Annotated in this window: 24 protein-coding genes; 17 read left to right on the top strand and 7 right to left on the bottom strand. The window is 61.1% G+C overall.

The features are described from left to right. Positions 1-2 precede the first annotated feature (2 nt). The gene (locus tag J2Y39_RS25910) at positions 3-1,016 is read right to left on the bottom strand and encodes a LacI family DNA-binding transcriptional regulator (protein WP_252883586.1); all 1,014 of its coding nucleotides are present in this window, start codon (positions 1,014-1,016) and stop codon (positions 3-5) included. A 203-nt stretch (positions 1,017-1,219) separates the two neighbouring features. On the opposite strand from J2Y39_RS25910, the gene J2Y39_RS25905 reads away from it, so the two are divergent. The 3 genes from J2Y39_RS25905 to J2Y39_RS25895 are packed head-to-tail and all read left to right on the top strand — an operon-like array spanning position 1,220 to position 4,736. After that, entirely contained in the window at positions 1,220-2,383 is a 1,164-nt protein-coding gene (locus J2Y39_RS25905; protein WP_310220395.1) for a Gfo/Idh/MocA family oxidoreductase, read from the top strand. Continuing rightward, positions 2,373-3,455, top strand: a complete 1,083-nt coding sequence (locus J2Y39_RS25900; RefSeq protein ID WP_252883584.1) for a sugar phosphate isomerase/epimerase — start codon at positions 2,373-2,375, stop codon at positions 3,453-3,455. The genes J2Y39_RS25905 and J2Y39_RS25900 overlap by 11 nt, the downstream gene beginning before the upstream one ends. A 42-nt stretch (positions 3,456-3,497) precedes the next feature. After that, a complete protein-coding gene (locus J2Y39_RS25895; RefSeq protein ID WP_252869226.1) occupies positions 3,498-4,736 on the top strand; it encodes a nucleoside permease in 1,239 nt (412 codons plus the stop codon). A gap of 79 nt (positions 4,737-4,815) precedes the next feature. On the opposite strand, the gene J2Y39_RS25890 is transcribed toward J2Y39_RS25895, so the two are convergent. Beyond that, the gene (locus J2Y39_RS25890) at positions 4,816-5,112 is read right to left on the bottom strand and encodes a hypothetical protein (protein WP_042609596.1); all 297 of its coding nucleotides are present in this window, start codon (positions 5,110-5,112) and stop codon (positions 4,816-4,818) included. Positions 5,113-6,145: 1,033 nt separating this feature from the next. On the opposite strand from J2Y39_RS25890, the gene J2Y39_RS25885 reads away from it, so the two are divergent. Together J2Y39_RS25885 and J2Y39_RS25880 are read left to right on the top strand one after the other, a co-directional pair. Then, entirely contained in the window at positions 6,146-6,982 is an 837-nt protein-coding gene (locus tag J2Y39_RS25885; protein ID WP_310220392.1) for an AraC family transcriptional regulator, read from the top strand. A gap of 54 nt (positions 6,983-7,036) precedes the next feature. Next, positions 7,037-7,630, top strand: coding sequence for a LysE family translocator (locus tag J2Y39_RS25880; RefSeq protein ID WP_076563371.1), 594 nt, complete (start codon positions 7,037-7,039; stop codon positions 7,628-7,630). Here the strand turns inward: J2Y39_RS25880 and J2Y39_RS25875 are convergent. Continuing rightward, the gene (locus J2Y39_RS25875; protein ID WP_110599539.1) at positions 7,627-8,397 is read right to left on the bottom strand and encodes an AraC family transcriptional regulator; all 771 of its coding nucleotides are present in this window, start codon (positions 8,395-8,397) and stop codon (positions 7,627-7,629) included. The genes J2Y39_RS25880 and J2Y39_RS25875 overlap by 4 nt on opposite strands. Before the next feature lie 221 nt (positions 8,398-8,618). Here J2Y39_RS25875 and J2Y39_RS25870 point away from each other — a divergent pair, with 221 nt between their 5' ends. The 5 genes from J2Y39_RS25870 to J2Y39_RS25850 all read left to right on the top strand — a co-directional run bounded on the left by J2Y39_RS25870 (position 8,619) and on the right by J2Y39_RS25850 (position 15,094). Further along, positions 8,619-10,244: an APC family permease gene (locus J2Y39_RS25870; protein WP_310220389.1), complete on the top strand. Its 1,626-nt coding sequence runs from the start codon at positions 8,619-8,621 to the stop codon at positions 10,242-10,244. 22 nt (positions 10,245-10,266) lie between these two features. Continuing rightward, positions 10,267-11,193, top strand: a complete 927-nt coding sequence (locus J2Y39_RS25865) for a 4-hydroxyproline epimerase (protein ID WP_310220387.1) — start codon at positions 10,267-10,269, stop codon at positions 11,191-11,193. A 54-nt stretch (positions 11,194-11,247) separates the two neighbouring features. Next, positions 11,248-12,195, top strand: coding sequence for a dihydrodipicolinate synthase family protein (locus J2Y39_RS25860; RefSeq protein WP_116657459.1), 948 nt, complete (start codon positions 11,248-11,250; stop codon positions 12,193-12,195). A 63-nt stretch (positions 12,196-12,258) separates the two neighbouring features. Next, positions 12,259-13,851, top strand: coding sequence for an aldehyde dehydrogenase (NADP(+)) (locus J2Y39_RS25855; RefSeq protein ID WP_310220385.1), 1,593 nt, complete (start codon positions 12,259-12,261; stop codon positions 13,849-13,851). Next, the gene (locus tag J2Y39_RS25850; RefSeq protein ID WP_310220383.1) at positions 13,841-15,094 is read left to right on the top strand and encodes an FAD-dependent oxidoreductase; all 1,254 of its coding nucleotides are present in this window, start codon (positions 13,841-13,843) and stop codon (positions 15,092-15,094) included. The genes J2Y39_RS25855 and J2Y39_RS25850 overlap by 11 nt, the downstream gene beginning before the upstream one ends. Here J2Y39_RS25850 and J2Y39_RS25845 read toward each other — a convergent pair. Continuing rightward, a complete protein-coding gene (locus J2Y39_RS25845) occupies positions 15,091-15,300 on the bottom strand; it encodes a DUF2945 domain-containing protein (protein ID WP_051600414.1) in 210 nt (69 codons plus the stop codon). The two genes, J2Y39_RS25850 and J2Y39_RS25845, sit on opposite strands and share 4 nt — an antisense overlap. A 164-nt stretch (positions 15,301-15,464) precedes the next feature. Between J2Y39_RS25845 and J2Y39_RS25840 the strand changes: the two genes are divergently transcribed. The 3 genes from J2Y39_RS25840 (at position 15,465) to J2Y39_RS25830 (ending at position 17,715) form a co-directional block, all read left to right on the top strand. Further along, positions 15,465-15,692: a hypothetical protein gene (locus J2Y39_RS25840; protein ID WP_056784730.1), complete on the top strand. Its 228-nt coding sequence runs from the start codon at positions 15,465-15,467 to the stop codon at positions 15,690-15,692. Between the two features lie 147 nt (positions 15,693-15,839). Continuing rightward, positions 15,840-16,889, top strand: a complete 1,050-nt coding sequence (locus J2Y39_RS25835; protein WP_310220381.1) for an NAD(P)-dependent alcohol dehydrogenase — start codon at positions 15,840-15,842, stop codon at positions 16,887-16,889. A gap of 127 nt (positions 16,890-17,016) precedes the next feature. Further along, entirely contained in the window at positions 17,017-17,715 is a 699-nt protein-coding gene (locus tag J2Y39_RS25830) for a tRNA (adenine(22)-N(1))-methyltransferase TrmK (protein ID WP_257221805.1), read from the top strand. A gap of 193 nt (positions 17,716-17,908) precedes the next feature. Here J2Y39_RS25830 and ycaC read toward each other — a convergent pair whose 3' ends face one another. Then, the gene (gene ycaC / locus J2Y39_RS25825; protein ID WP_016774235.1) at positions 17,909-18,538 is read right to left on the bottom strand and encodes an isochorismate family cysteine hydrolase YcaC; all 630 of its coding nucleotides are present in this window, start codon (positions 18,536-18,538) and stop codon (positions 17,909-17,911) included. 265 nt (positions 18,539-18,803) lie between these two features. Between ycaC and J2Y39_RS25820 the strand changes: the two genes are divergently transcribed. Further along, the gene (locus tag J2Y39_RS25820; RefSeq protein ID WP_016774234.1) at positions 18,804-19,514 is read left to right on the top strand and encodes an SDR family NAD(P)-dependent oxidoreductase; all 711 of its coding nucleotides are present in this window, start codon (positions 18,804-18,806) and stop codon (positions 19,512-19,514) included. A 94-nt stretch (positions 19,515-19,608) separates the two neighbouring features. After that, a complete protein-coding gene (locus tag J2Y39_RS25815; protein ID WP_122699049.1) occupies positions 19,609-20,538 on the top strand; it encodes a LysR family transcriptional regulator in 930 nt (309 codons plus the stop codon). Here the strand turns inward: J2Y39_RS25815 and J2Y39_RS25810 are convergent, their stop codons facing one another. Both J2Y39_RS25810 and J2Y39_RS25805 read right to left on the bottom strand, forming a co-directional pair. Next, the gene (locus J2Y39_RS25810) at positions 20,539-21,456 is read right to left on the bottom strand and encodes an AraC family transcriptional regulator (RefSeq protein ID WP_016774232.1); all 918 of its coding nucleotides are present in this window, start codon (positions 21,454-21,456) and stop codon (positions 20,539-20,541) included. A 174-nt stretch (positions 21,457-21,630) separates the two neighbouring features. Further along, positions 21,631-22,395, bottom strand: a complete 765-nt coding sequence (locus J2Y39_RS25805; RefSeq protein WP_310220377.1) for an SDR family oxidoreductase — start codon at positions 22,393-22,395, stop codon at positions 21,631-21,633. 259 nt (positions 22,396-22,654) lie between these two features. Here J2Y39_RS25805 and J2Y39_RS25800 point away from each other — a divergent pair, with 259 nt between their 5' ends. After that, positions 22,655-23,536, top strand: coding sequence for an AraC family transcriptional regulator (locus J2Y39_RS25800; protein WP_310220482.1), 882 nt, complete (start codon positions 22,655-22,657; stop codon positions 23,534-23,536). Between the two features lie 127 nt (positions 23,537-23,663). Continuing rightward, complete coding sequence (locus tag J2Y39_RS25795) at positions 23,664-24,401, top strand: SDR family oxidoreductase (RefSeq protein ID WP_024012510.1); 738 nt, start codon at positions 23,664-23,666, stop codon at positions 24,399-24,401. The last annotated feature ends 451 nt before the right edge of the window (positions 24,402-24,852 follow it).

Genomic DNA, 24,852 nt, shown 5'->3' with positions numbered 1-24,852 from the left:
GGTTAGCGCTTGCCCGAGTTGTCGATGCGGGCCGTGCTGCTGCGTGGCGTCAGCTCGAACGGCAGGACGACATGCCTTTCTGCCAGCGGCCGCTTTTCGATCAGGGCAATCAGCATCTCGACCGCCTTGGCCCCGAAGGCCTCGGCTGGTTGCGAGATGGTGGTCAGCGGCGGATCGCAGAACGCAGCCATGGGAATGTCATCGAAACCCACCACTGAAATATCCTCGGGCACACGCAGCCCAGCCTGCCGGATGCGCTTGAGTGCACCAATGGCCATTTCATCGTTTTCACAGAACAGCGCACTCGGTCGCTCGGCCAATGCGAGCATCTTTTGCGCGCCGGCAAAACCGGCCTCGAGGCTGAAATTGCCATGGCAGATCAGTGCTTCATCGATGGCAATCCCGGCCTCGCGCAATGCCGCTTCGTAACCCGCCAGTCGATCCAGGGTCAGCGGGCTGTTTTTCGAGCCCTTGATCAGGCCGATGCGTCGGTGTCCCAATGCGATCAGGTGGTCGGTCATGGCTTTGGCGGCGGCGACGTTGTCCAGGCTGATGGTTGGATAACGCCCGGCCTTGAGCACTTCGCAAGCATTGACGATCGGCGGCCGATCGGCGTCGGGCGGTGCATTTTCGAACGGATCGTAAGCGCGCAACTGGATTACGCCGTCGGCCTGATAGGCGTACACCAGCTCGGCGAATTGCCGCTCCAGTTCTTCCCGTCCCTGGGTGTCGCACAGCAGCAGCCGATAACCGGCCGCCTGCGCCGCTTGCTGCGCGCCGCTGATGACCCGGGCAAAGAAGGTATTGGCGATGGTCGGCACCAGGATCACCAGATTGCCGGTGCGCCGCGAACGAAACTGCACCGCCATCAGGTTCGGCCGATAGCCGGCCTGCTCCACGGCGGCCATGACGCGCTCACGGGTTGGCGCGAGCACGCGCTCAGGGGACTTCAACGTCCTCGACACTGTCGCCACGGAAACGCCAGCCAGCCGAGCCACTTCGCGGATATTGGACAAAACCACCTCGTTGTTTCATGCCGATCAGGCGCGGAGCTTACCGCAGGCAACGAGCGATCGAAACGCTGTCGATCATCCGCTGCCATTTGACACCCGGCTATTTCACGCCTAGATTTCGCCCACGATGTAACCGGTTACATCGCTCATCAGCATTGCATCCAGCTACCGAGACGACCGCCATGTACGCTGCCGCAAAAATAAGAATGGGTTTTGTTGGAGGCGGTGAAGGTTCATTCATTGCCCGTGCCCACCGGCAAGCCGCCGGCCTCGACGGACGCTTCGAACTGGTCTGTGGCGCGTTCAGCCGCGACTCAGAGAATAATCAGCGCACCGCTGCGACCCTGGGAGTGTCCGCCGAACGTTGTTACGACGATTGGCAAACCCTGCTTACCCGCGAGGCCGCCCTGCCCGCCGAGCAACGCATGCAACTGCTGGTCATCGTCACCCCCAATCATCTGCACGCACCGATTGCCCGTGAGGCATTGAGCGCCGGTTTTCACGTGTTCAGCGAGAAACCCGCGGCGCTGAACCTCGCCGAGGTGCAGGCGCTGCATTCGGTGGTGATCAACAGCCAGCGAATTTACGGGCTGGCGCACACCTACCTCGGTTACGCGATGGTCTGGCAGGCCCGCGAAATGGTCGCCAGCGGCGTGCTCGGGCACGTGCGCAAAGTCCTCGTCGAGTACCCGCAAGGCTGGCTCAGCACCGATGTCGCCGGGCAAGGCAACAAGCAGGCCGGCTGGCGCGACGATCCGGCGCAATCCGGGATCGGCGGCTGCATCGGCGACATCGGCACCCATGCGTTTTCCCTCGCCGAGTTCGTTACCGGCCAGTCGATCCAGTTCATCAGCGCGATGCTTGGCGCCCATGTCGAGGGGCGGCACCTGGATGACGATGTGGCGATGCTGTTCAAAATGAGCGACGGCGCCAGTGGCGTATTGCTCGCCAGTCAGGTCTGCGCCGGTGAAGAAAACCCGCTGAAGATCCGCGTCTACGGTGACAAGGGTGGGCTGGAATGGCGTCAGGAAGAGCCGGCCAGTCTGATTCATCGACCGTTGAATGAACCGATGCGCATTCTGCGATCCGGAGTCGGTCAGCCGTGGTTGTGTGACGCTGCCAGTCAGCGCATGCGCCTGCCCGCCGGGCATCCCGAAGGTTATCTGGAAGCGATGGCCAACCTGTACGGCGATCTTGCCGAGGCGATTGTTCAAGGCGTCGAAGGCCATCAGGCCCCGGGCGTACCGGGCATCGAGACCGGACTGCGCGGCATGGCCTTTATTGAAACCGCCATCGCCAACCACCTTGGCAATGAAAAGTGGAGCGAGATTCCCGGCCAACCGACAGGAGCCCAGCACAATGAACAGTGATCAGCAAAATTCGACTGGCCTTAAAGGTCCGGGGATTTTTCTCGCGCAATTCATCGCCGACCAAGCGCCTTTCGACACGCTCGCCAACATCGCCGAATGGGCAGCCTCGCAAGGCTACAAAGCCATTCAGGTACCGACCCTCGGCACGCGGTTCATCGATTTGCAGCGCGCCGCTGAAAGTCAGGATTACTGCGACGAACTCATCGCCGTCTGCGCCCGCGCCGGTGTGGTGATCAGTGAGCTGTCGACGCACCTGCAAGGGCAATTGGTCGCTGTGCATCCGGCGTTCGACAGTCTGTTCGACGACTTCGCCCCGCCAGCGCTGCGCGGCAAGCCGCAGGAGCGCACCGAGTGGGCCATCGAGCAGTTGAAACTGGCGGCCCGTGCCAGCCAGCGTCTCGGACTCAAGGCCCATGCGACCTTCTCCGGCGCCCTGCTCTGGCCCTACGTCTATCCATGGCCGCAACGTCCGGCCGGTTTGGTCGAGCAAGGTTTCGCCGAACTGGGCAAGCGCTGGCTGCCGATTCTCGACTGCTTCGAAGAGGCTGGCGTTGATCTGTGCTACGAAATCCATCCCGGCGAAGACTTGCATGACGGCGCGTCGTTCGAACAGTTTCTCGAAGCGGTGAATCATCACCCCCGCGCCGCAATTCTCTATGACCCGAGCCACCTGCTGCTGCAGCAAATGGATTACCTCGGCTTCATCGACCGTTACCACCAACGCATCCGCATGTTCCACGTCAAGGATGCCGAGTTCCGCCCCGATGCGCGCTCCGGCGTCTACGGCGGCTATCAGGGCTGGGTCGAGCGTCCCGGGCGCTTCCGCTCGCTGGGCGACGGCCAGATCGATTTCAAATCGATCTTCAGCAAATTGTGCCAATACGACTTCAACGGCTGGGCCGTGCTGGAGTGGGAATGCTGCCTGAAAGACTCTGCACAGGGCGCGGCGGAAGGCGCGGCGTTCATCGAGCGACACATGATCCGCAAGACCGCCAAGGCCTTCGACGATTTCGCCGGGGTCAGCGCCGATGCCGCTTCCAACCGGCGCCTGCTCGGCCTGACCGACGACTGATTCATCCGCGTTACCGACATAAAAACAATACGGTGATCTGAAATGAACGTAATGAATGCGCGACTCAGCGTGATGATGTTTTTGCAGTTCTTTATCTGGGGTGGCTGGTTCGTCACCCTCGGCACTTTTCTGGCCACCACGCTCGCTGCCAGCGGCGGCCAAGTCGGCATGGCCTTCGCCACGCAATCATGGGGTGCGATTCTGGCGCCGTTTGTCATTGGCTTGATTGCCGACCGGTTTTTCAATGCCGAACGCATCCTGGCGGTGCTCCATCTGCTGGGCGCGGTGCTGCTCTATCAGCTCTATCGCGCCGCAGACTTCAGCGCGTTTTATCCCTATGTGCTCGCCTACATGATGGTCTACATGCCGACATTGGCGCTGGTGAACGCCGTGGCGTTCCGCCAGATCAAAGACCCGGCGCTAGAGTTCTCGCGCATTCGCGTATGGGGCACAGTGGGCTGGATTGTCGCCGGTGTGGTGATCAGCTTCGTGTTCGCCTGGGACTCGCAACAAAGCATCGCGGCGGGAGGCTTGCGCAATACGTTCCTGATGTCCGCCGTCGCGTCGCTGTTGTTGGGGCTTTACAGCTTCAGTCTGCCGAACACTGCGCCGCTGAAAAGCGCAGCGGGCTCATCAAGCCTCAAGCAGATGCTCGGCGTCGATGCGTGGGGTTTGCTCAAGGATCGCAGCTATCTGGTGTTCTTTCTCGCCTCGATCCTGATCTGCATTCCGCTGGCCTTCTATTACCAGAACGCCAACCCGTTTCTCGCGGAGATCGGCGTGACCAACCCGACAGCGAAGATGGCCATCGGTCAGGTGTCGGAAGTGCTGTTCATGTTGCTGTTGCCGCTGTTCATCCATCGTTTCGGCATCAAGATCGCCCTGCTGGTCGGCATGGCTGCCTGGGCGTTGCGTTACGTGCTGTTTGCCTTCGGCAATAACGACGATCAGGCATTCATGCTGCTGATCGGCATTGCCCTGCACGGCGTGTGCTATGACTTCTTCTTCGTGTCCGGGCAGATCTACACCGATGCAAAAGCACCGGAACGCTTCCGCAGTTCGGCGCAAGGTCTGATCACTTTGGCCACGTACGGGTTGGGCATGTTGATTGGCTTCTGGATTGCGGGACGGATTACTGACCACTTCACTTCGAGTGCGGGCCATGACTGGAGAAGTATCTGGCTATTTCCAGCCGGTTTTTCCGTGGCGGTGCTGCTGTGTTTCTGGGCGACGTTCAAGGGCCGCGATCGGGACAAGGCTGTGTTGCCGACTGCGGTTTAGAGCAGAGTTCTAATGCATGAACAGAACGAATGCCGCCTGTGGTTTAGGCGGCATTCGCTATCGATGCTCATGGTTGCGCTCAAGCGGTGCGACGTTCGAGCAGACGGTCTGCGCCACCTTCGGCAACCCGATTGCCTTGCAGATGATCGGAGCCATCAGAGGCTACTGCATCGCTGAACAGTGGATCGGTTTCGGTGGCGGCAACTGCGTCGCTGAATAGCGGGTCGGTTTCGGTGGCGGCTACTGCGTCGCTGAACAGACGATCAGTTTGAGTAGCGGCCACCGCGTCGCTGAACAGTGGGTCGGTTTCGGTGGCGGCGAAGGCGTTCAGTGCAAAAACCGAGAAAGCGATACCGAGGATAGTCTGGCGTTTCATGATGATGTGCTCCGAGTTGCAGTGGTTGGGTATGGAACCGATCTTACGCCGCACCGTGGATATGAGAACTTCATTGACTTAATGGTTGTTATTGACGCAATCAATGATGAGTTGAGTAAAAGCAGCTGCTTACCTAACCGTTAAGCTGGTGCTTACGCGTCCAGACGAAACGCCCTACAAAGTCTAAAGCACAAAACTGACAAATCGTATTTCTGACAGCTTTACGCAAGCAAAAAAAGACCCGAATCGATCGAAACCGAAACGGGTCTTTCCCACTCAGACGACCCTTATTTCAAGTCGTCAAAGTGATCTCGCAGGAACTCGTAAAAGCGCAAAGCTTTCAACAATCTCCATACAAGGCTCAGCGTACGCAGCAAAAGCTTCATACGTTTTGGCCTCCAGGGCTGGCGGCCAAACCTCCAGCAAACTTACCGGACCATGCGTGCCTTCAGCCTACATGCTGGTGTGGCTAGTGAGGCGGCCGGTTGAAATCCCTCCGAGACAACATTCCGGCGCGGGTGCGAATCCGCGTCAGAGGGCGTGAAACCTTTTGCGCCCCCCAGCCAAACCTCACTGCTCTACCAACAAGATGAGCGCAGGCATCTTAACGCAGAAATCAGAAGAGAAAACCCGAGTAACCAAGGTTATCCTGCGGCTACGCCTGAACCTTTGTAAAATCGTATTTCTGACAATGTTTATTGACAGATCTGAATTCAGTTGCATGCGCTGGCCGCTCCGAAAAAACCTCCCACATCACGCTAAACCTACGTTGCACTGACGGGAGAAACTTAATACCATGCGCGGACATGTTGGTGTGGCTAGTGAAGCACATGGCCTCGGCTCCAAACCGAGGATTGAAAAACCGCCCCGCGAAGGCGGTTTTTTTTCGTCTGTGTTTTCTGGTCCCCCTCCCATCCAAGGCACATTGCCTGACTCGATCCCCCTGCGCCCCTGCACAAATCTTCTAAACACTCTTCTCCCCCACGCGGTATTTTAGAAACGCCCCTGCTCAACCGCCCTATGGAATCCTCCCATGGACAAACGCAACTGGATCTCTCTCTCCCAGGATGTCGATACCGGGATCGAGTCGATTCGTGCGCATTTCCGTGGGCATGCCTACGATCCGCACTGGCATGACAGTTTCCTCGTGGGCGTTACCGAGCAGGGCGTGCAGCAGTTCAATTGCCGTCGTATACGTCATCGCAGTACCCCGGGGCATGTGTTCCTGCTTGAACCAGGAGAGATCCACGATGGCCATGCACCGACCGAGGATGGCTTCACCTACTCGATGCTGTACCTCGATCCGCACTGGCTGGAGCGCGAACTGCACGCGCTGTTCGAAGACGCGCCCGCCGACAGTCAGCCAGGCTTTGCCGACACCCTGAGCCACGATCCGCGCCTGTCGACTGCGATCGTGCAAGCCTTCCACGCGTTACATGACGGCGATCTGCGCATCGTCCGGCAGACTGCGCTGGATGGCCTGCTGGCGTCCCTCACCCGCCACCTCGACTGGCGCAAGCGTCAGCACTTCGATCCGCGCCTGCCACTGGTTGCCCAGGTTGCGCGGGACTATCTGCATGCCCACACCTATGAAGACATCGGCCTCGACGACCTAGCGCAAGCCTGTGGTGTCGATCGTTTTCGCTTGACCCGCGCGTTCAAGGCCGCTTTCGGTCTGGCACCGCACGCTTACCTGATCCAGTTGCGCCTGGCCAAGGCGCGGCAATTGCTCGCACGCGGCGAGACGCCAGCGCAGGTGGCCAGCGTGCTTGGTTTTGCCGACCAGAGTCACCTCGGTCGCTGGTTCCGCCGCGCCTATCAACTGACCCCGGCGGACTACCGCAAACGCTGCTCAAATCTTCCAGACTGAGGCCTGCCCGCTGACGATCATGGTGTCCTGTTTCGACTTTCAGGAATTTGCACCATGGCTTCTTTACTGCCCTTTCTACTGTTTGCTTTCGTTGCCTCGATCACGCCGGGGCCGACCAATATTCTGGTGCTGAGCCACAGTTCGCGGCGCGGATTGATTGCCACGTTGCCGATCATTTTTGGCGCCTGTGCGGCGGCGGCGCTGATTGTGCTGGTGGTCGGGCTCGGCGCTGGCGAAACCCTGTTGCGCTTTCCGCGCGTGCAGCAAGCGATGGCCTGGGCTGGCGTGCTCTGGTTGAGCTGGCTGGCGTGGCAGATCTTTCGCAGCCCGCCGCCATCCCTGGACCCGAAATCGCAGGAACAAAGCTTGAGCGTATTCGGCGCGGCGCTGCTGCAATTGGTCAACCCGAAGGTGTGGATGATGGCTGTGGCGGTGGTCAGCGTATTCGTCGGCGGCGGCGACAAGACGCTGCGCCTGTTGGTGTTGTCGCTGGCGTTTCTGCTGGTGTCGTTGCCGTGCATGACGCTCTGGGCATTGCTCGGCGTTGGCAGCGCGCGGTTGCTCAGCTCACCGCAGGCGTTCAAGCGCATGAACGCGGCACTGGCCCTTCTTCTGCTGCTCTCGGCCTGGCTGGCCGTGTTGGTCTAATGCCCGGTGGCTTGCCGGTATTCGCGTGGTGTAAACCCGGTCGAGGCTTTGAACTGACGGGTGAAAGCGCTGTGATCGGTGTAGCCGCATTGCAGCGCCACCTCGGTAATCGGCAAGTCGCTGTGCAGCAATCGATGCGCATGTTCCAGGCGGACTTTCTGAATCATCTGCCGTGGTGTCAGGTGGAAAACGCGTTTGCAATAGCGCTCCAGTTGCGCCACGGAAATCCCGGCGATCCGCGTCAGTTCACCCAGCGTCACCCGCCGATTGAAGTTGCCGCGAATGTATTCATCGACAGCCGCCAGGCGCTCGAAAGCCGGATGGGTTTCGCTGGCTGACTGCAGATCCACCGAGATCCCCACCAGACCGATGATCGTCCCGTCACGGTTGTAGATCGGCCTCTTGTGGGTCAGGCACCAGCCCGGCTCGCGACTGCCATACAGATGCAGTTCGAGCTGATCCTCCAACACGAAACCTTCCTCCAGCACCTTGCGATCCTGCTCGGTATAACCCGGCCCCAACTGCGCCGGGAACACCTGCGCACTGGTTTTGCCGAGCAACGGGCGCAGGTCCTTCAAGCCACAGCGCTGCACCAGCGTACGGTTGGCCAGCACATAGCGCGCTTGCAGATCCTTGATGAAGATCGCCGCATTGGGGATCACATCGAGTATCGGCAACAGCTGCGCGGCACCGGCGACCATCTCTTCGAGGGTCTGCGCACGCAAGCCGTCAGTGCCTTGGCACAGGATCGAAAACGCTGACTGCATCAAAGACTTCCCCTCGAATTGAACCACCGCAAATGTCACTCGCCAGCAGATTGCAGCAACGTCGCGACCCTGTCGAGGCCGCGCATTCATCGGTGCCATTGTGCTGAATTCGTCATCGATCCCGGCATAAAACATCAATCGCCGCCACTGCCGGGCGGTGCAAAGTCTGCTCGTCCCCGTGACACAACTGCCTATCCAATAACTCACAAGAAGGCGATGCCATGTCAGGCCAAGGCAAGTTCAAAAAACAGCTTTCATTGATCGACCTCACCTTTATCGGACTCGGCGCGATCTTCGGCTCCGGCTGGTTGTTCGCCGCCAGCCATGTCTCGGCGATTGCCGGTCCGGCGGGGATTTTCTCCTGGTTGCTGGGCGGTTTTGCCGTGTTGCTGCTGGGCATCGTCTACTGCGAACTGGGCGCGGCATTGCCCCGTGCCGGCGGCGTGGTGCGCTACCCGGTTTATTCCCACGGCCCGCTGCTCGGCTACCTGATGGGCTTCATTACGCTGATTGCGTTTTCCAGTCTGGTGGCGATCGAAGTGGTCGCCTCGCGCCAATACGCGGCGGCGTGGTTTCCCGGCCTGACCAAGGCTGGCAGTGGCGATCCGACGATCCTCGGCTGGCTGGTCCAGTTCGGCCTGCTCTGCGTGTTTTTCCTGCTCAACTACCGCAGCGTGAAGACCTTCGCCAAGGCCAACAATCTGGTCAGCGTGTTCAAATTCATCGTGCCGCTGCTGGTCATCGGCGTGCTGTTCACCTTCTTCAAACCGGAGAACTTCCAGGTTCAGGGATTCGCCCCGTTCGGCTTGTCGGGCGTCGAGATGGCGGTCTCCGCCGGCGGGATCATCTTTGCCTATCTGGGCCTGACGCCGATCATTTCCGTCGCCAGCGAAGTGAAGAATCCACAGCGCACCATTCCCATCGCGCTGATTCTCTCGGTGCTGCTGTCGACCTTGATCTACGTGCTGCTGCAAATGGCTTTTCTCGGCAGCATCCCGACGGAGATGCTCGCCAACGGCTGGGCCGGTATCAGCAAGGAATTCGCCCTGCCCTATCGCGACATCGCCCTGGCGCTCGGTGTGGGCTGGCTGGCGTATCTGGTGGTTGCCGATGCGGTCATTTCGCCGAGCGGCTGCGGCAACATCTACATGAACGCCACGCCGCGAGTGATCTACGGCTGGGCGCAGACCGGCACCTTCTTCAAGGTCTTCACCCACATCGATGAAAAGTCCGGCATCCCGCGTCCGGCGCTGTGGCTGACTTTCGCCCTGTCGGTGTTCTGGACCCTGCCATTCCCGTCGTGGGAAGCGCTGATCAACGTGGTGTCCGCCGCGCTGGTGTTGAGCTATGCGGTGGCGCCCGTATCGGTTGCGGCGTTGCGGCGCAATGCGCCGGACATGCCGCGCCCGTTCCGGGTCAGGAGCATGGGCCTGCTCGGGCCGGTGTCGTTCATCATCGCCGCGCTGATCGTTTACTGGTCGGGCTGGAACACTGTGTCGTGGCTGCTCGGCCTGCAAATCCTGATGTTTGTCATCTATCTGTTCTGTGGCCGCTTTGTGCCCACTGCACACCTGAGTCTGGTGCGTCAGGTGCGTTCATCGGCGTGGCTGATCGTCTTCTACGCGGTGACCATCGTGCTGTCGAAACTCGGCACCTTCGGTGGCCTGGGCATCCTCGCCCATCCGTTCGATACGATCGTCGTCGCCGCTTGCGCTACCGGCATTTACTACTGGGGTGCAGCAACCGGCGTGCCTGCCCATCTGCTGCGCCTGGACGACGAGGACGAAGAAAGCGAAAGCCCTGCGCCCTCGTCCACCGTCACCGCCCGCCCTGCCGGCGCCTACTGAAATCATCCAACGGGATCTCTCCATGAAACGAGTACACGTCATTGATTCCCACACCGGCGGCGAACCGACACGGCTGGTGATGAGCGGCTTCCCCGAGTTGTCCGGCAACAGCATGGCCGAGAAACGCGATGCCTTGCGCAACCAGCATGACCAGTGGCGGCGCGCCTGTCTGCTTGAGCCACGCGGCAACGATGTGCTGGTCGGCGCGCTCTATTGCCCACCGGTATCGGCGGACGCCACTTGCGGGGTGATCTTCTTCAACAACGCCGGCTACCTGGGCATGTGCGGCCACGGCACTATTGGCCTGATCAATTCGTTGCAGCATCTGGGGAAAATCCAGCCGGGCGTGCACAAGATCGACACACCGGTGGGGCAAGTCAGCGCGACGCTGCACGACGATGGCTCGGTCACTCTGGGCAACGTGCCCGCTTACCGTTATCGCAAACAGGTGTCGGTGGACGTACCCGGTTTTGGCCGCGTGGTCGGCGATATCGCCTATGGCGGCAACTGGTTTTTTCTGGTTTCCGAGCATGGCCAGACCCTGACCATGGACAACGTCGAACACCTGACCGCGTACACCTGGGCCATGCTCAAGGCGCTGGAAGATCAGGGCATCTTCGGCGAAGACAGTGCGGTCATCGACCACATCGAATTGTTCGCCGATGACGATCAGGCCGACAGCCGCAACTTCGTCATGTGTCCCGGCAAAGCCTACGACCGCTCACCGTGCGGCACCGGCACCAGCGCCAAACTTGCCTGCCTGGCAGCCGACGACAAGCTGCAACCGGGCGCACCGTGGATCCAGGCGAGCATCACCGGCAGCCAGTTCGAAGGCCGCTTCGAATGGGAAGGTGAACGCATTCGCCCGTTCATCACCGGCCGCGCCTACATGACCGCCGACAGCACCTTGCTGATCGACGACAGCGACCCGTTCGCGTGGGGCATCTGAGCCGCCACGCCGATTTTTTCCCTCGAATAAAACGAAATGCCAAGGAGTTGAACCATGAGCGACAACATCTTCACCGGTTGCATGCCGGCCCTGATGACCCCGTGCACCGCCCAGCGCAAACCGGACTTCGATGCGCTGGTGAGCAAGGGACGCGAGCTGATTGATATCGGCATGAGCGCCGTGGTCTATTGCGGCTCGATGGGCGACTGGCCGCTGCTGACTGAAGCCGAGCGTCAGGAAGGCGTGGCGCGCCTGGTCGCCGCCGGGGTGCCGACCATCGTTGGCACTGGTGCGGTGAATACCCGTGAAGCGGTTTCCCACGCAGCGCATGCGGCGAAAGTCGGCGCGCAAGGCTTGATGGTCATTCCGCGCGTGCTGTCCCGTGGTGCTTCGGCGACGGCGCAAAAGGCCCACTTCGCTGCCATCCTGCAAGCCGCACCGAACTTGCCGGCGGTGATTTACAACAGCCCTTACTACGGCTTCGCCACCCGCGCCGATCTGTTTTTCGAACTGCGTCGCGAATACCCGAACCTGATCGGCTTCAAGGAATTTGGTGGGGGCGCAGACCTGCGCTACGCGGCTGAGAACATCACATCCAAGGACGATGACGTGACGCTGATGGTCGGTGTCGACACGCAAGTGGTGCACGGTTTCGTCAACTGCAACGCCACCGGCGCCATCACCGGTATCGGCAACGCCCTTCCTCGCGAAGTGCTGCAACTGGTCGCGCTGAGCAAGCAGGCCGCGCAAGGCGATGCCAAGGCCCGGCGTCAGGCACGGGAGCTGGAATCGGCATTGGCAGTGCTGTCATCGTTCGACGAAGGCTGTGATCTGGTGCTGTATTACAAGCACTTGATGGTGCTCAACGGCGACAAGGAATACACCCTGCACTTCAACGAAACAGACGTGCTGAGCGACTCGCAACGGCGCTATGCCGAGAAGCAGTATTCGCTGTTCCGTCACTGGTACGAGAACTGGTCTGCCGAACAGAACTTCGCCTGACCACCACCTGCTGCGAGTCATCACGATTCGCGGCAGGCCTCGCTCATTTCACAGGAAGACACCATGACTCTGACGGGCAACATGCTGATCGGCCAGCAAGCCGTGACCGGTAATCGTCCAGCCTTTCGCGCGATTGATCCGGCGACCAACCAGGCACTTGAACCGCAGTACGCCGGGGCATCAGCCGAACAGGTGGAACAAGCCTGCGCCCTGGCCTGGGCGGCGCAAGATGCGTATCGCGAAACCAGCCTGAGCGCCCGTGCGGCATTTCTCGAAAGCATTGCCGAACACATCGAAAACCTTGGCGACGAACTGATCGAACGCGCCCACGCCGAAACCGGTTTGCCGCGCGCCCGCCTCGAGGGTGAACGCGGGCGCACGTGCCAGCAATTGCGCCTGTTCGCCCGCACGGTACGCGCCGGTGAATGGCTGGACGTGCGCGTCGACAGTGCGCAACCGCAACGCCAGCCGCTGCCGCGCTCCGACCTGCGGCAACGACAGATTGCCTTGGGGCCGGTCGCGGTGTTTGGTGCGAGCAACTTTCCCCTGGCATTTTCCGTGGCCGGTGGCGACACCGCTGCGGCATTGGCGGCTGGTTGCCCGGTGATCGTCAAGGCGCACAGCGCGCATCCCGGCACCAGCGAACTGGTCGGCCGCGCAGTCGCGCAAGCGGTCAAGGCCTGCGGTCTGCCTGATGGCGTGTTTTCCTTGTTGTTCGATTCTGGCTACGAAGTCGGCATCGCATTGGTCAGTGATTGGCGCATCAAAGCCGCTGGTTTCACCGGCTCACGGGCTGGTGGACTGGCCTTGATGAAAGCCGCGCAAGTGCGGCCGGAGCCGATTCCGGTGTATGCGGAAATGAGCTCGATCAACCCGGTTTTGCTGTTTCCCGCCGCGCTGGAAAATCGGGCGCAGGCGTTGGCCGAAGGGTTTGTCGCGTCGCTGACACTGGGCGCCGGGCAGTTCTGCACCAACCCGGGATTGCTGATTGCCCGCAAAGGCCCTGCGCTCGACGGGTTTCTCGGCGCGATAGCGGAACTGATCCCGCGCAGCGCGGCGCAAACCATGCTCACGCCCGGCATCTTCGGCGCCTATCAAGCAGGCGCGACGGCTTTGCAAGACAATCCCCGTGCGCGCGCGGTAGCGGTTGGCCAAGTCGGCGGCGGCCCGAATCAGTGTCAGACGCATGTCTTCAGCACCGATGCAGCGGATTTTCTTGCCGATCAAAGCTTGCAAGCCGAGGTCTTCGGCGCGACAGCGCTGATCGTGCAATGCAGCAGTGACGAGGAAATTCGTCAGGTCTGCGAACATCTGGAAGGTCAACTGACCGCGACCTTGCACATGGACGACGCCGACCTTGCACTGGCGCGCGCGTTGTTGCCTACCCTGGAGCGCAAGGCCGGGCGCTTGCTGGTCAATGGCTGGCCGACCGGCGTGGAAGTCTGCGATGCAATGGTGCATGGCGGGCCTTACCCGGCAACCTCGGACGCGCGCAGCACCTCGGTGGGCACTGCGGCGATCCTGCGTTTCCTGCGGCCGGTGTGCTATCAGGATTTCCCCGACAGCCTGCTGCCGACGGCGCTGCAACAGACCAATCCGCTCAACCTTCGGCGCTTGCTCGATGGCCAACGGGAAGCGACACACCATGGCGAATAACCCTTCGCACGACATCGCCGTGGTCGGCGCGGGGATCATCGGCGTCGCTTGCGCACTGCGTCTGGCGCGCCAGGGCCTGCGGGTGGTGGTCATCGATCAGCAGGAACCGGGCCATGGCGCTTCGTTCGGCAACGCCGGGCATCTGGCCACCGAGCAAGTCTTTCCTATCGCTGACGTGTCGATCCTCAAGCGCTTGCCGGCCATGTTGATGGACCCGATGGGACCGCTACGCCTGGACTGGAAGTACCTGCCGCGCGCCCTGCCGTGGTTCACCCGCTTGCTGCTGAATCTGCGGCCCGAGCCTTTTCAGAAAACCGTCGCCGGCTTGCGCGCGCTCAATGAAAGCAGCCTCGACGCGTGGCAGCGCTTGCTCAGCGATATCCAGCGCACTGATCTGCTCAAGGTTGACGGCTCGTTACTGGTCTTCGAAAAACCTGAATCCCGGCAGGCCATCGAAGCCTTGCAGGCGCGACTGCATCAGCAGCAGGTGCCGGTGGACTATTGGCAAGCGGGGGCGATCCGCGAAACGGCGCCGCAGCTCAGCGAACAGATTCGGGGCGGACTGTTTTTCCCGCGAACAGGGCATTTCCTTGACCCCTATCGGGTGGTTCGTGCACTTGTCGAGGCGGCGCGCAGCAGCGGCGTGAGTTTTCTCAAACAGCAGGTTCAGGGCGGCTACGTGCAGGAAAACGGTGTGCTATTAGTCACCGGCAATGGCGGCGTAACGGCCGGCCGCGTGTTACTGGCCTGCGGTGCGCATTCGGCGAAACTTACCGCCGCTCTGACCGGCAAGCAAGTACCACTGGACACCGAACGTGGCTATCACCTGATGCTGCCGCACGAACATGATCGTCTGCCGTTCCCCGTCACCTCGCTGGAACGCAAATTCATCATGACGCCGATGCGCGAAGGCCTGCGTCTGGCCGGCACGGTCGAATTCGCCGGACTGGAGCGGCCGGCGAACATGGCGCGCGCCTGGCAGTTGCAGCGCCTGAGCCAAGGCCTGTTTCGCAAGGACCTGAACGCTGATGGCGCCACACCGTGGATGGGCTTTCGCCCGTCGCTGCCGGATTCGCTGCCAGTGATTGATCAGGTTTGCGCCGGCAAGGTCTTGCTTGCCTTCGGTCATCAGCATCTGGGCCTGACTCAAGCGGCGGTGACGGCGGAATTGATCGGGCAGATGGTCTCAGGCGCGGCCGGCGAGTTGCCGAATGCCGACGCCTACCGACTGGCACGTTTCTAAGCGTGCTTCAGCGCGTCGCCGTGATGCATGGCCAGGTGGCCGGTCTTGTCGCTCTTGACCTCGTACTGCGGCGCGTCTTTCGAGGCTGGCCGGTGGCGGCCCATGAACTCGGTGTCGCGGGTGTGCACCTTGACCACTTTGCCGTGGATCTCGCCCGCCTCGGAATTCCAGCGCACCGCATCGCCGACTTTGAATGAGCTGCTCATCATTGCGTCCTCGCCTCTGGCTGTTGGTTTATGGAGCGGCGCGCGTCGGAGAAATTCCGCTTTTTTGCGAGGCGACCGAAGGCAGGCAAAAAAATCGAACGGCGAAAATCACCCGCACCTCCAATCTGCACAAGCCGTAGAAAACGGCCATGACGAGGTGTGAGATGAATAACGATCAAGGCAAGCAAGGTGACGATCCGCTCCCAACCACGCCCGACCCGCTGAGTCCGGGGCGTACCGAGGTCGATCCGATGAAGGAACGCGGCATCGACGAACTGCCCGACAACGAAGGCGAAATCCCGCTGGACGATGACAGTACCGGGCTGGATCCGGAGCGCGTACGTCAGGAAACCGATAACGCCGAGATGGACGACCAGCCCAATCCGCGTTGAGCCTGAACAGGCAGCCGTCGCCATACGGCTGCCTGTCGGTTGCGCAATCAACAGCAGAATCAGGCAAGCATTTCACAGAAATGCACTACTTCGCGCTCCGACCCAGGCGCAACAATGGGCGTCCGACAACCCATGGAGGATGCTCACATGCTCGTACAAGCCTATGGCGCCCACGCTGGCGACAAACCCCTTGAGCCCATGCAGATCAAACGCCGTGCGCCAGCCGCGCACGACGTACAGATCGATATCGCCTTCTGCGGCGTCTGCCATTCCGACCTGCATCAGGTGCGCGCCGAATGGGCCGGCACGCAATTCCCTTGCGTCCCCGGCCACGAAATCGTCGGCCGCGTCTCGGCGGTCGGCGATCACGTCAAGGACTACAAGGTCGGCGATCTGGTCGGTGTCGGTTGCATCGTCGACAGCTGCCAGCACTGCGATGACTGCGAATCCGGCCTGGAAAATTACTGCGACGGCATGATCGGCACCTACAATTTCCCGACCCCGGACGCACCGGGCTGGACCCTCGGTGGTTACTCGCAAAACATCGTCGTGCACGAACGCTATGTGTTGCGCATCCGTCATCCCGAGGCGCAACTGGCAGCCGTCGCGCCGCTGCTCTGCGCCGGCATTACCACCTACTCGCCGCTGCGCCAGTGGCACGCTGGCCCCGGCAAGAAAGTCGGCGTGGTCGGCATCGGTGGCCTGGGCCACATGGGCATCAAACTGGCCCACGCCATGGGCGCCCATGTCGTCGCCTTCACCACCTCCGAATCCAAGCGCGAAGCGGCCAAGGCGCTGGGTGCGGACGAAGTGGTGGTGTCGCGCAATGCCGAAGAAATGGCGGCACACACCGAGAGTTTCGACTTCATCCTCAATACCGTCGCAGCGCCGCACGATCTCGACGCCTTCCTCGTCCTGCTCAAGCGCGATGGCGCGTTGACCCTGGTCGGAGCGCCCGCATCGCCGCATCCGTCGCCGAACGTGTTCAACCTGATCACCAAGCGCCGCACCATTGCCGGTTCAATGATCGGCGGCATTCCCGAGACTCAGGAAATGCTGGATTTCTGCGCCGAGCACGGCATCGTTTCCGACATCGAGTTGATCCGCGCCGACCAGATCAACGAGTCCTACGAGCGCATGCTCAAGGGCGACGTGAAATACCGCTTCGTCATCGACAACGCAACGCTCGCCGGCTAAGCGCAAGCGCCCATCGGCAGCGCAATGCTGCCGATGGTTCGGGGATTTCACCTGCACAATTGACAGCGTCAGCGTTGCTCGCCAGAGTCGCACCCCTTTTTCCACCGCTGGGTGAACGGGGTCGCCATTGAACCAACAGACATTGTCCATGCGCCTGGAGCGCGTCGCTGCCCACGTGCCGGTCGGCGCGCGGCTGGCGGATATCGGCTCGGATCACGCCTATTTGCCGGTTGCCCTGATGCGCCGAGGCCTGATTACAGCGGCGGTGGCTGGCGAGGTCGCGCGCACGCCGTTCCACGCGGCGCAACGCACCGTCAATGACAACGATCTGCAAGGCCAGATCAGCGTGCGTCTGGCCGATGGTCTGGCGGCGATCAGGCCTGACGACGGCATCAGCGCCATCACCCTGTGCGGCATGGGCGGCGAAACTATTCGCGATATTTTCCAGAACGGCAAAGCTCACCTCAATGGCCACGAACGGCTGATCCTGCAACCCAACGGCGGCGAGCAAGCGCTGCGCCAGTGGTTGATGGATAACGGCTACCGCATCGTTTGCGAAGAAGTGCTGCACGAAAATCGCTTCGACTATGAAATCATCGTTGCCGAGCGCGGCTCTGATCCGGTGACTTACGATGCCAGGGAACTGTTTTTCGGACCGCTGCATCTGCAGGCGCGCTGCCCGGCATTTCTGCACAAATGGCAACGCAGGCTGAGTCAGCGGCAGAAGACGTTGGGGCAGTTTACGCGAGCGCAACAGGCGTTGCCGGAGGACAAAATTCTTGCGCTGAAGCAAGAGATGCAGTGGATCAGCGAATTGCTCGGGTGACTGTGCCGCCGTCTTCGCGAGCAGGCTCGCTCCCACAGGAAATTGCATTTCTCCTGAGGAAACACGGTCAACTGTGGGAGCGAGCCTGCTCGTGAAAGCGGTGGGTCAAGCTACAGAGCAACCAAGTTGGCCGCAGCCGTCGGAAAAACAAAAAGCCTGCTGTTAAAAGCAGGCTTTTTCGTGGGCCGTGAACTTACTTCTGCTGCGTCAGCGCCGAGTAGCTGTTCATCAGGTTGCGATAGTTGGGGATACGCTGCGACAGCAGGTTACCCAGGCCTTCAATGTCGTTGCGCCAGTCGCGGTGCAGCTCACAGGCCACCGAGAACCAGTTCATCATTTGCGCGCCGGCCTGGGTCATGCGGCTCCACGCGGCTTGCTGCACGGTGGTGTTGAAGGTGCCGGACGCGTCAGTCACCACGAACACATCAAAACCTTCCGCCAGTGCCGACAGGGTCGGGAACGCTACACACACATCCGTCACGACACCGGCAATGATGATCTGCTTGCGCCCGGTGGCCTTGATCGCCTTGACGAAGTCCTCGTTGTCCCAGGCATTGATCTGGCCTGGACGAGCGATGTATGGCGCGTCCGGGAACATTTCTTTCAGCTCTGGTACCAGCGGGCCGTTCGGGCCTTGTTCGAAGCTGGTGGTGAGGATGGTTGGCAGGTCAAAGAACTTGGCCAGATCCGCCAGCGCCAGCACGTTGTTCTTGAACTCGTTCGGCGAGAAGTCCTGCACCAGCGAGATCAGACCGGTCTGGTGGTCAACCAGCAGCACGATAGCGTCGTCTTTGTTCAGGCGGTTGTAGGTTGGAGTGGTCATGGTGTGCGTCCCTTTTCAAGTTTTGAAGTTTGTTGTTGCGTTCAAGTTGGGTACAGATTACTGACGCACAGCAAAGGGATAAATCGGCTGAAAAGCGTTTCACCGTCCACTCAAACGGGACAATCATTCGAGGCCCGCTCTGATTAGATACACCACAGTACAAATGATGTACCTCAGCCCCCATTTATCAACTCGGCACAACTTCCTAAAGTCTCCTCCAACAGCCACCCGCCATCCTGACGGGCCAGCGACAGAGGAAATCATCATGAGCACATCGAAAAAAGTAGTTGTCATCACCGGCGCCTCGCAAGGCATTGGTGCAGGTCTGGTCGAAGGCTTTCGCGCCCTTGGCCATCAAGTGGTCGCCACCTCGCGCTCGATCAAAGAGTCGAGCGACCCGGATGTCCTGACCGTCGCCGGCGACATTGCCGATCCGCAAACCGCCGAGCGCGTGATTCGCGCCGCTGTTGCCCGCTTCGGTCGCGTCGATACGCTGGTCAACAATGCCGGGATCTTTCTGGCCAAGCCGTTCACCGCTTACAGCCAGGCGGACTATGCCCAGGTCGTGGCGACCAACATGAGCGGCTTCTTCTACATCTCGCAACTGGCCATCGCCGAGATGGAAAAACACGGCAGCGGCCACGTCGTCAGCGTCACCACCAGCCTGGTCGATCATGCAATCGATGGCGTGCCTTCGGTATTGGCGTCGCTGACCAAGGGCGGCATCAACGCCGCGACCAAATCCCTGGCCATCGAGTACGCCAAGCGCGGCATTCGGGTCAACGCCGTGTCGCCGGGCATCATCAAAACGCCGATGCACGCTGAGGAAACCCATCAGGCGCTGGGCAGCCTGCACCCGGTCGGCCACATGGGCGAAATCGACGACATCGTGCAAGCGATCCTCTACCTCGACGGGGCAAATTTCGTCACTGGCGAGATCCTGCATGTCGACGGTGGCCAGAGCGCCGGCCATTGATCGAAACCCTGCAACGCCGCCGGTGGATACCGGCGGCGTCGTTGGTTGTGGTACACAGAGGATGAACGTCCGTCGATCCTCGGTGCGAGCCACAATGAAACGCCATTTTGAAGATTTGCAGTTAGGCAGTATCGAACTGTTCTGCCTGGCCGCCGAAGCCGGCAGCTTCACCGCTGCCGCGCAACTGGCCGGGGTCACGCCCGCTGCGGTGAGCCGGTCGATTCTGCGTCTGGAGCAACGCTTGGGTTCGCGACTGTTTGCCCGCACCACGCGCAGCATTCGCCTCACCGACGCCGGCCGGAGCTTCTTCGAACAATGCAGCCAGGCGCTGACGCAACTGGTCGAAGCGCAGCAGGAAGTCATGGGCGCGCAGACTTCGCCATCGGGTCGACTGCGCATCAGCCTGCCAACCACCTACGGGCATCACCGCATCCTGCCGCTGCTACCGAAATTTCGCGCGTTGTACCCCGAGGTCACGGTCGACGTGCACTTGGGCAACCGCAATATCGACTTCGTTGAAGAGGGCTACGACCTGGCGATACGCGTGCGCGCACAACCGGACTCGACCCTGATCGCGCGCCTGCTGGAAGACGCCGCCCTGGTGGTGGTCGCCGCACCTGAATATCTGCATAGAGCCGGCACGCCGCAGACGCTGGACGATCTCATCGCGCATGAGTGCATCCAGTTCGAATTGCCCAGCAGCGGGCGGCGGATTTCCTGGCTGTTTCAGGAAAACGGCCGGGACCTGGAAGTGATTTCCGACGGTGGCTATTCCTGTTCCGACGATGTACTCGGCGGTGTGACACTGGCCAAACACGGCGCCGGGCTGTTTCAGACTTACCGTTTCATCGTCGAGCAAGAACTCGCCGATGGCCGCCTGATTGAAGTGCTGCAACCGTACGCCGGACGTTCGCGCCCCTACACCCTGCTCTACCCGCACGGCCGCTATGTGCCGCAGCGGGTGCGGGCGTTTGTGGATTTTCTGCTGGGGTTTCGTGAGCAATGGGCAGGACCCGCGCGGTAATCAACCGGTCTGACGCAGGCGGCTGAGTTCCTTGGACGGCGGGCAGCCGAACTGGCGGTTGTATTCGCGGCTGAATTGCGAAGCGCTTTCGTAGCCGACGCGGTAACAGGCGCTGGACACGTCCAGCCCTTCATTGATGATCAGCCGCCGTGCCTCTTGCAGGCGCAGCTGTTTTTGATATTGCAGCGGACTCATGGCGGTGACGGCTTTGAAGCGGTGATGCAGCGCCGAGTTGCTCAGGTTGGCCACCTGCGCCAGCGCGTCGATACGCAGCGGCTCGGTGAAATTCTTGTTCAGCCAGTCGATAGCGCGCGTGACCCGGTGGGTCTGCGAATCGTTGACGGCGATTTCATACAGCAGATGCCCGTGCTGGCCGCGCAGCAGGCGGTAATACAGCTCGCGCAACGCCATCGGCGCGAGCATGCCGATGTCGCGCGGATTATCCAGCAGGCGCACCAGACGCAGCATGGTGTCGAGCAGGGTCACGTCGATCTTGTCGAGAAACATCCCGCGCCCGGCGTCCTGCGGCATGCCGGTCAGCGGTGATTCGGCAATCAGTTGCGTCAGTTGTGCCGGATCGAAATCCAGCCGTACGCAAAAATACGGCGCCTCGGGTGAGGCTTCAATCACCCGTCCCGACACCGGCAACGTCACCGACACCACCAGGTAATTCAACGGGTCGTAGAGGAAACGTTCGTCGCCCAGCCCGACTTCCTTGCGCCCCTGCACGATCAGGCACAGCGCCGGGCGGTGCACGACATGGATCAGCTCGGACGGCCCATCGAGACGGATCACGTGCAGCGGCGCAATCGCGGTTTCGTAGGTGCCCGGCGCATCAAAGCGCTGAGTCAGCAAGCGCACCAGCTCGGCGCGATACACCGCCGTGTCGTGGAGGATGGAAGCGTCGTGGTTATCCATGCAAAGGGCCTCGAAAGCAGACGAAGGTGGGTCAACTGCGAAGGAAGATTAGCCAGTTTTACCCAGCGGCGACTAGATCAAAGATGCTGCAGGTTTGCCTGATTCTGCGTGCTCATGATCGTGGCAAAGCCATGGGCGCGTTATCACACGCGCCCGTGGCTTCTCACGCCACTATCAACCCGCCATTACCGTCATGCCGCCATCGGCCATGACCACCGAGCCGACCATGAAACTGGCGCGGTCGGAGGCGAGGAAGGTGACGATCTCGGCAATTTCTTCCGGCTGCGCCGCCCGACCGATCGGCGCCGCTTCGCCGTGCTGCGCGAGGAAGCCAGGGCCGTCCTCGACCACGTCATTGAGGATGTTAGTCACCACATCGCCGACGCCGATGGCATTGACGCGAATGCCGTGCTCGATGACTTCCAAGGCCAGCGTGCGGGTCAGTTGTGCCAGCGCACCTTTGGAAGCGGTGTAGGCGGCGATGGTCGGGAAGGCAAAGTACGAGGCATAGGAGGCGATATTGACGATCGCACCGGACTTGTTCGGGATCATCGCTTTCACCGCTTCGCGGCAGTGCAGGAAGGCGGCCGTGGCATTGACTGCCTGGATCTTTTCCCAGTCGTCGCGGCTCATGTCGATCACGGCTTTGTTGATGATGATCCCGGCGTTGTTGACCAGAATATCCAGGCGCCCGAACTGCTCGACGGCAAGACCTACTGCGCGTTCGGCGGCGCCGTCCTCGGTGATGTCCGCCACCAGCGGCACCAGATCGGGACGAGCCAGTGCTTCGACAGCCGGGTTGAGGTCTTCGGCAATCACCTTGGCGCCGCGAGCGTGCAGCATCAGCGCAATCGCCTTGCCGATGCCACTGGCCGCGCCAGTGACCAGTGCAACTTTACCGGCGACTTCTTGGGGCAGGGTGTGGTTGAAATCAGTCATGGTTTTAACTCCTCGATAGCGAATCGGTGTTGCGCCTGATGGCGCGGTCGTGAACACGGCTTCACTGTCGCGCACTGGCCGCCGCCGGGCTTTCGGGCGATTGCCGGGACTGTCGGAGTTTTGCGCTGGAGTTTCTCGTTCGCCCGCCCTAACCTTCAAAATCATTCCGCAGCCGAAGCTTTTCATGGAGCGTCCTGTGCCCTCTGCCAGCCCTGCTACACCGACAATCAGCCAGCCCGCGCGCATCGCCGCCGAAGCCATGCCAGAGCATTTGCCCGGTGTTGCAGAAACGAAGGCACCCCAGCCGCAGATCAAGGATGCAGTGGTGCAGCTGTTCCGCCATCAAACCCTGCTTGAGCCGATCCGCGTGCCCTGCGTGGCCGAACCGCTGCTCGTGCTGGTATTGGCCGGCACTGCCCGGGTCGAAGAACGTTCGTTGGGCGGAGAATGGCAGGCGAGCCAGGTCACGGCGGGCGATTTTTTCCTGACCAACACCCGGGAACCCTACGAAATGCGCTGGCAAACCGAAGGTTGCGAGGTCTTCGAAGTCATGCACCTTTATCTTGGTCTGGGCTTGATCGAACACGCGGCGCGCGAAGCCTTCGGCGAACAGGCCGGTGCAGTGACGTTTGTCGACGTGTCGGGTGCGCGTGACGAGCAGGTCAGCTTCATTCTTGAGCAACTGCGCGTCGAACTGACCGAACAGCGCCATCCCAGTGCACTGCTGGTGCACAGCCTGGCCCAGGCGTTGGCGATCCATTTGCTGCGTCATTATCTCGACCCCGACAGCAACCCGCGCCGCGACAACGCCCTGCCCGCCTACAAACTGCGCCGGGTGATCGAAGCCATGAATGCGAATCTGGCGGAGGATTTCAGTCTCAGTCATCTGGCCGCCATCGCCGGGCTGAGCGACTACCACTTCAGCCGCACCTTCAAACGCGCCACCGGTTTATCGCCCTCGCAATACTTCATCCGCCTGCGCATGAGCCGCGCGCGTCATCTGTTGCTGGAGACCGCACGCAGCGTGATCGACATTGGCCTGGAAGTCGGCTACTCCAGCCCCAGCCACTTTTCCCAGGTGTTCCGCCGTGAAGTCGGGGTCACTCCGAGTGCCTACCGGGACGCGCCACGCGGGGCCTGAAAACCTGTCGAAAAGCGATGCAGCAGAATTGGGCAAATCCCGAGGAGGAATCGATTAATAGCCCATGAGCCGCCGCACTTAATCTTCTTCCAAGCCCACTCACGGGCACACAGAAGAGGACGACATCATGCTGAACATTCAAGACAAAGTGATCGTGATTACCGGCGCCAGCAGCGGCATCGGCGAAGCCACCGCACGCCTGCTCGCCGAACGTGGCGCCAAAGTGGTGTTGGGCGCACGGCGCACCGAGCGTCTGGCCGTGATTGCCGAAGAGATCAACGGCGCCGGTGGCCACGCGCAGTTCCGCGCACTGGACGTCACCGATCAGCAGGATGTGCAGCGCTTCGTCGATTTTGCCGTCGAGCATTACGGCCGCGTCGATGTGCTGGTCAACAACGCCGGGGTCATGCCGTTGTCACGGCTGGACGCGCTGAAGGTCGATGAGTGGAACCGCATGATCGACGTCAACATCCGTGGCGTACTCCACGGCATCGCCGCCAGTCTGCCCTTGATGCAGCGCCAGCGCGCCGGGCAGATCATCAACATCGCCTCGATCGGCGCCTACGCGGTCAGCCCCACCGCAGCGGTGTACTGCGCGACCAAATACGCCGTACGGGCGATTTCCGAAGGCTTGCGCCAGGAAGTGGGCGGCGATATCCGCGTCACCGTCATCGCACCGGGCGTGACCGAATCGGAACTGGCCGAGAGCATTTCCGATGAAGGCGGCCGCGAAGAGATGAAGTCATTCCGCAAGATCGCCATCCCCGCCGAAGCCATCGCCCGCGCAATTGCCTACGCCGTCGAACAACCGGCGGATGTCGACGTCAGCGAACTGATCGTGCGCCCGACCGCGAGCCCTTACTGAGGCCAGGACTGAATCTGTGGGAGCGAGCCTGCTCGCGAAAGCGCTGGGTCAGTCGGCAAAGATGTTGAATGTACCGCCGTCTTCGCGAGCAGGCTCGCTCCCACAGGGGGTCGTGGCACCACCAAATCATTGGTCAACACGGAACATTGTGGGAGCGAGCCTGCTCGCGAAAGCGCTGAGTCAGGTGAATGTGATGTTGAATGTGCCGCCGTCTTCGCGAGCAGGCTCGCTCCCACCGGGGATTTGTGGCACCACAGAATCAATGGTCAACACGGAACATTGTGGGAGAGAGCCTGCTCGCGAAAGCGCTGGGTCAGTCGGCAGAGATGCTGGAGTGCCGCCGCCTTCGCGGGCAAGCTGAACTGGCCTAATGATTTTGGACACTTCAATCAGGCGCTATGATGGCGTCCAAATCTGAGGTGTTCGGATATGCGTAACTCTTATTCAACTG

The sequence above is a fragment of the Pseudomonas sp. 2957 genome (assembly GCF_031456345.1).
In the GTDB taxonomy this organism is placed as follows: Bacteria; Pseudomonadota; Gammaproteobacteria; order Pseudomonadales; family Pseudomonadaceae; genus Aquipseudomonas; species Aquipseudomonas siliginis.
This window is presented reverse-complemented; position numbering and strand designations above follow the sequence as displayed.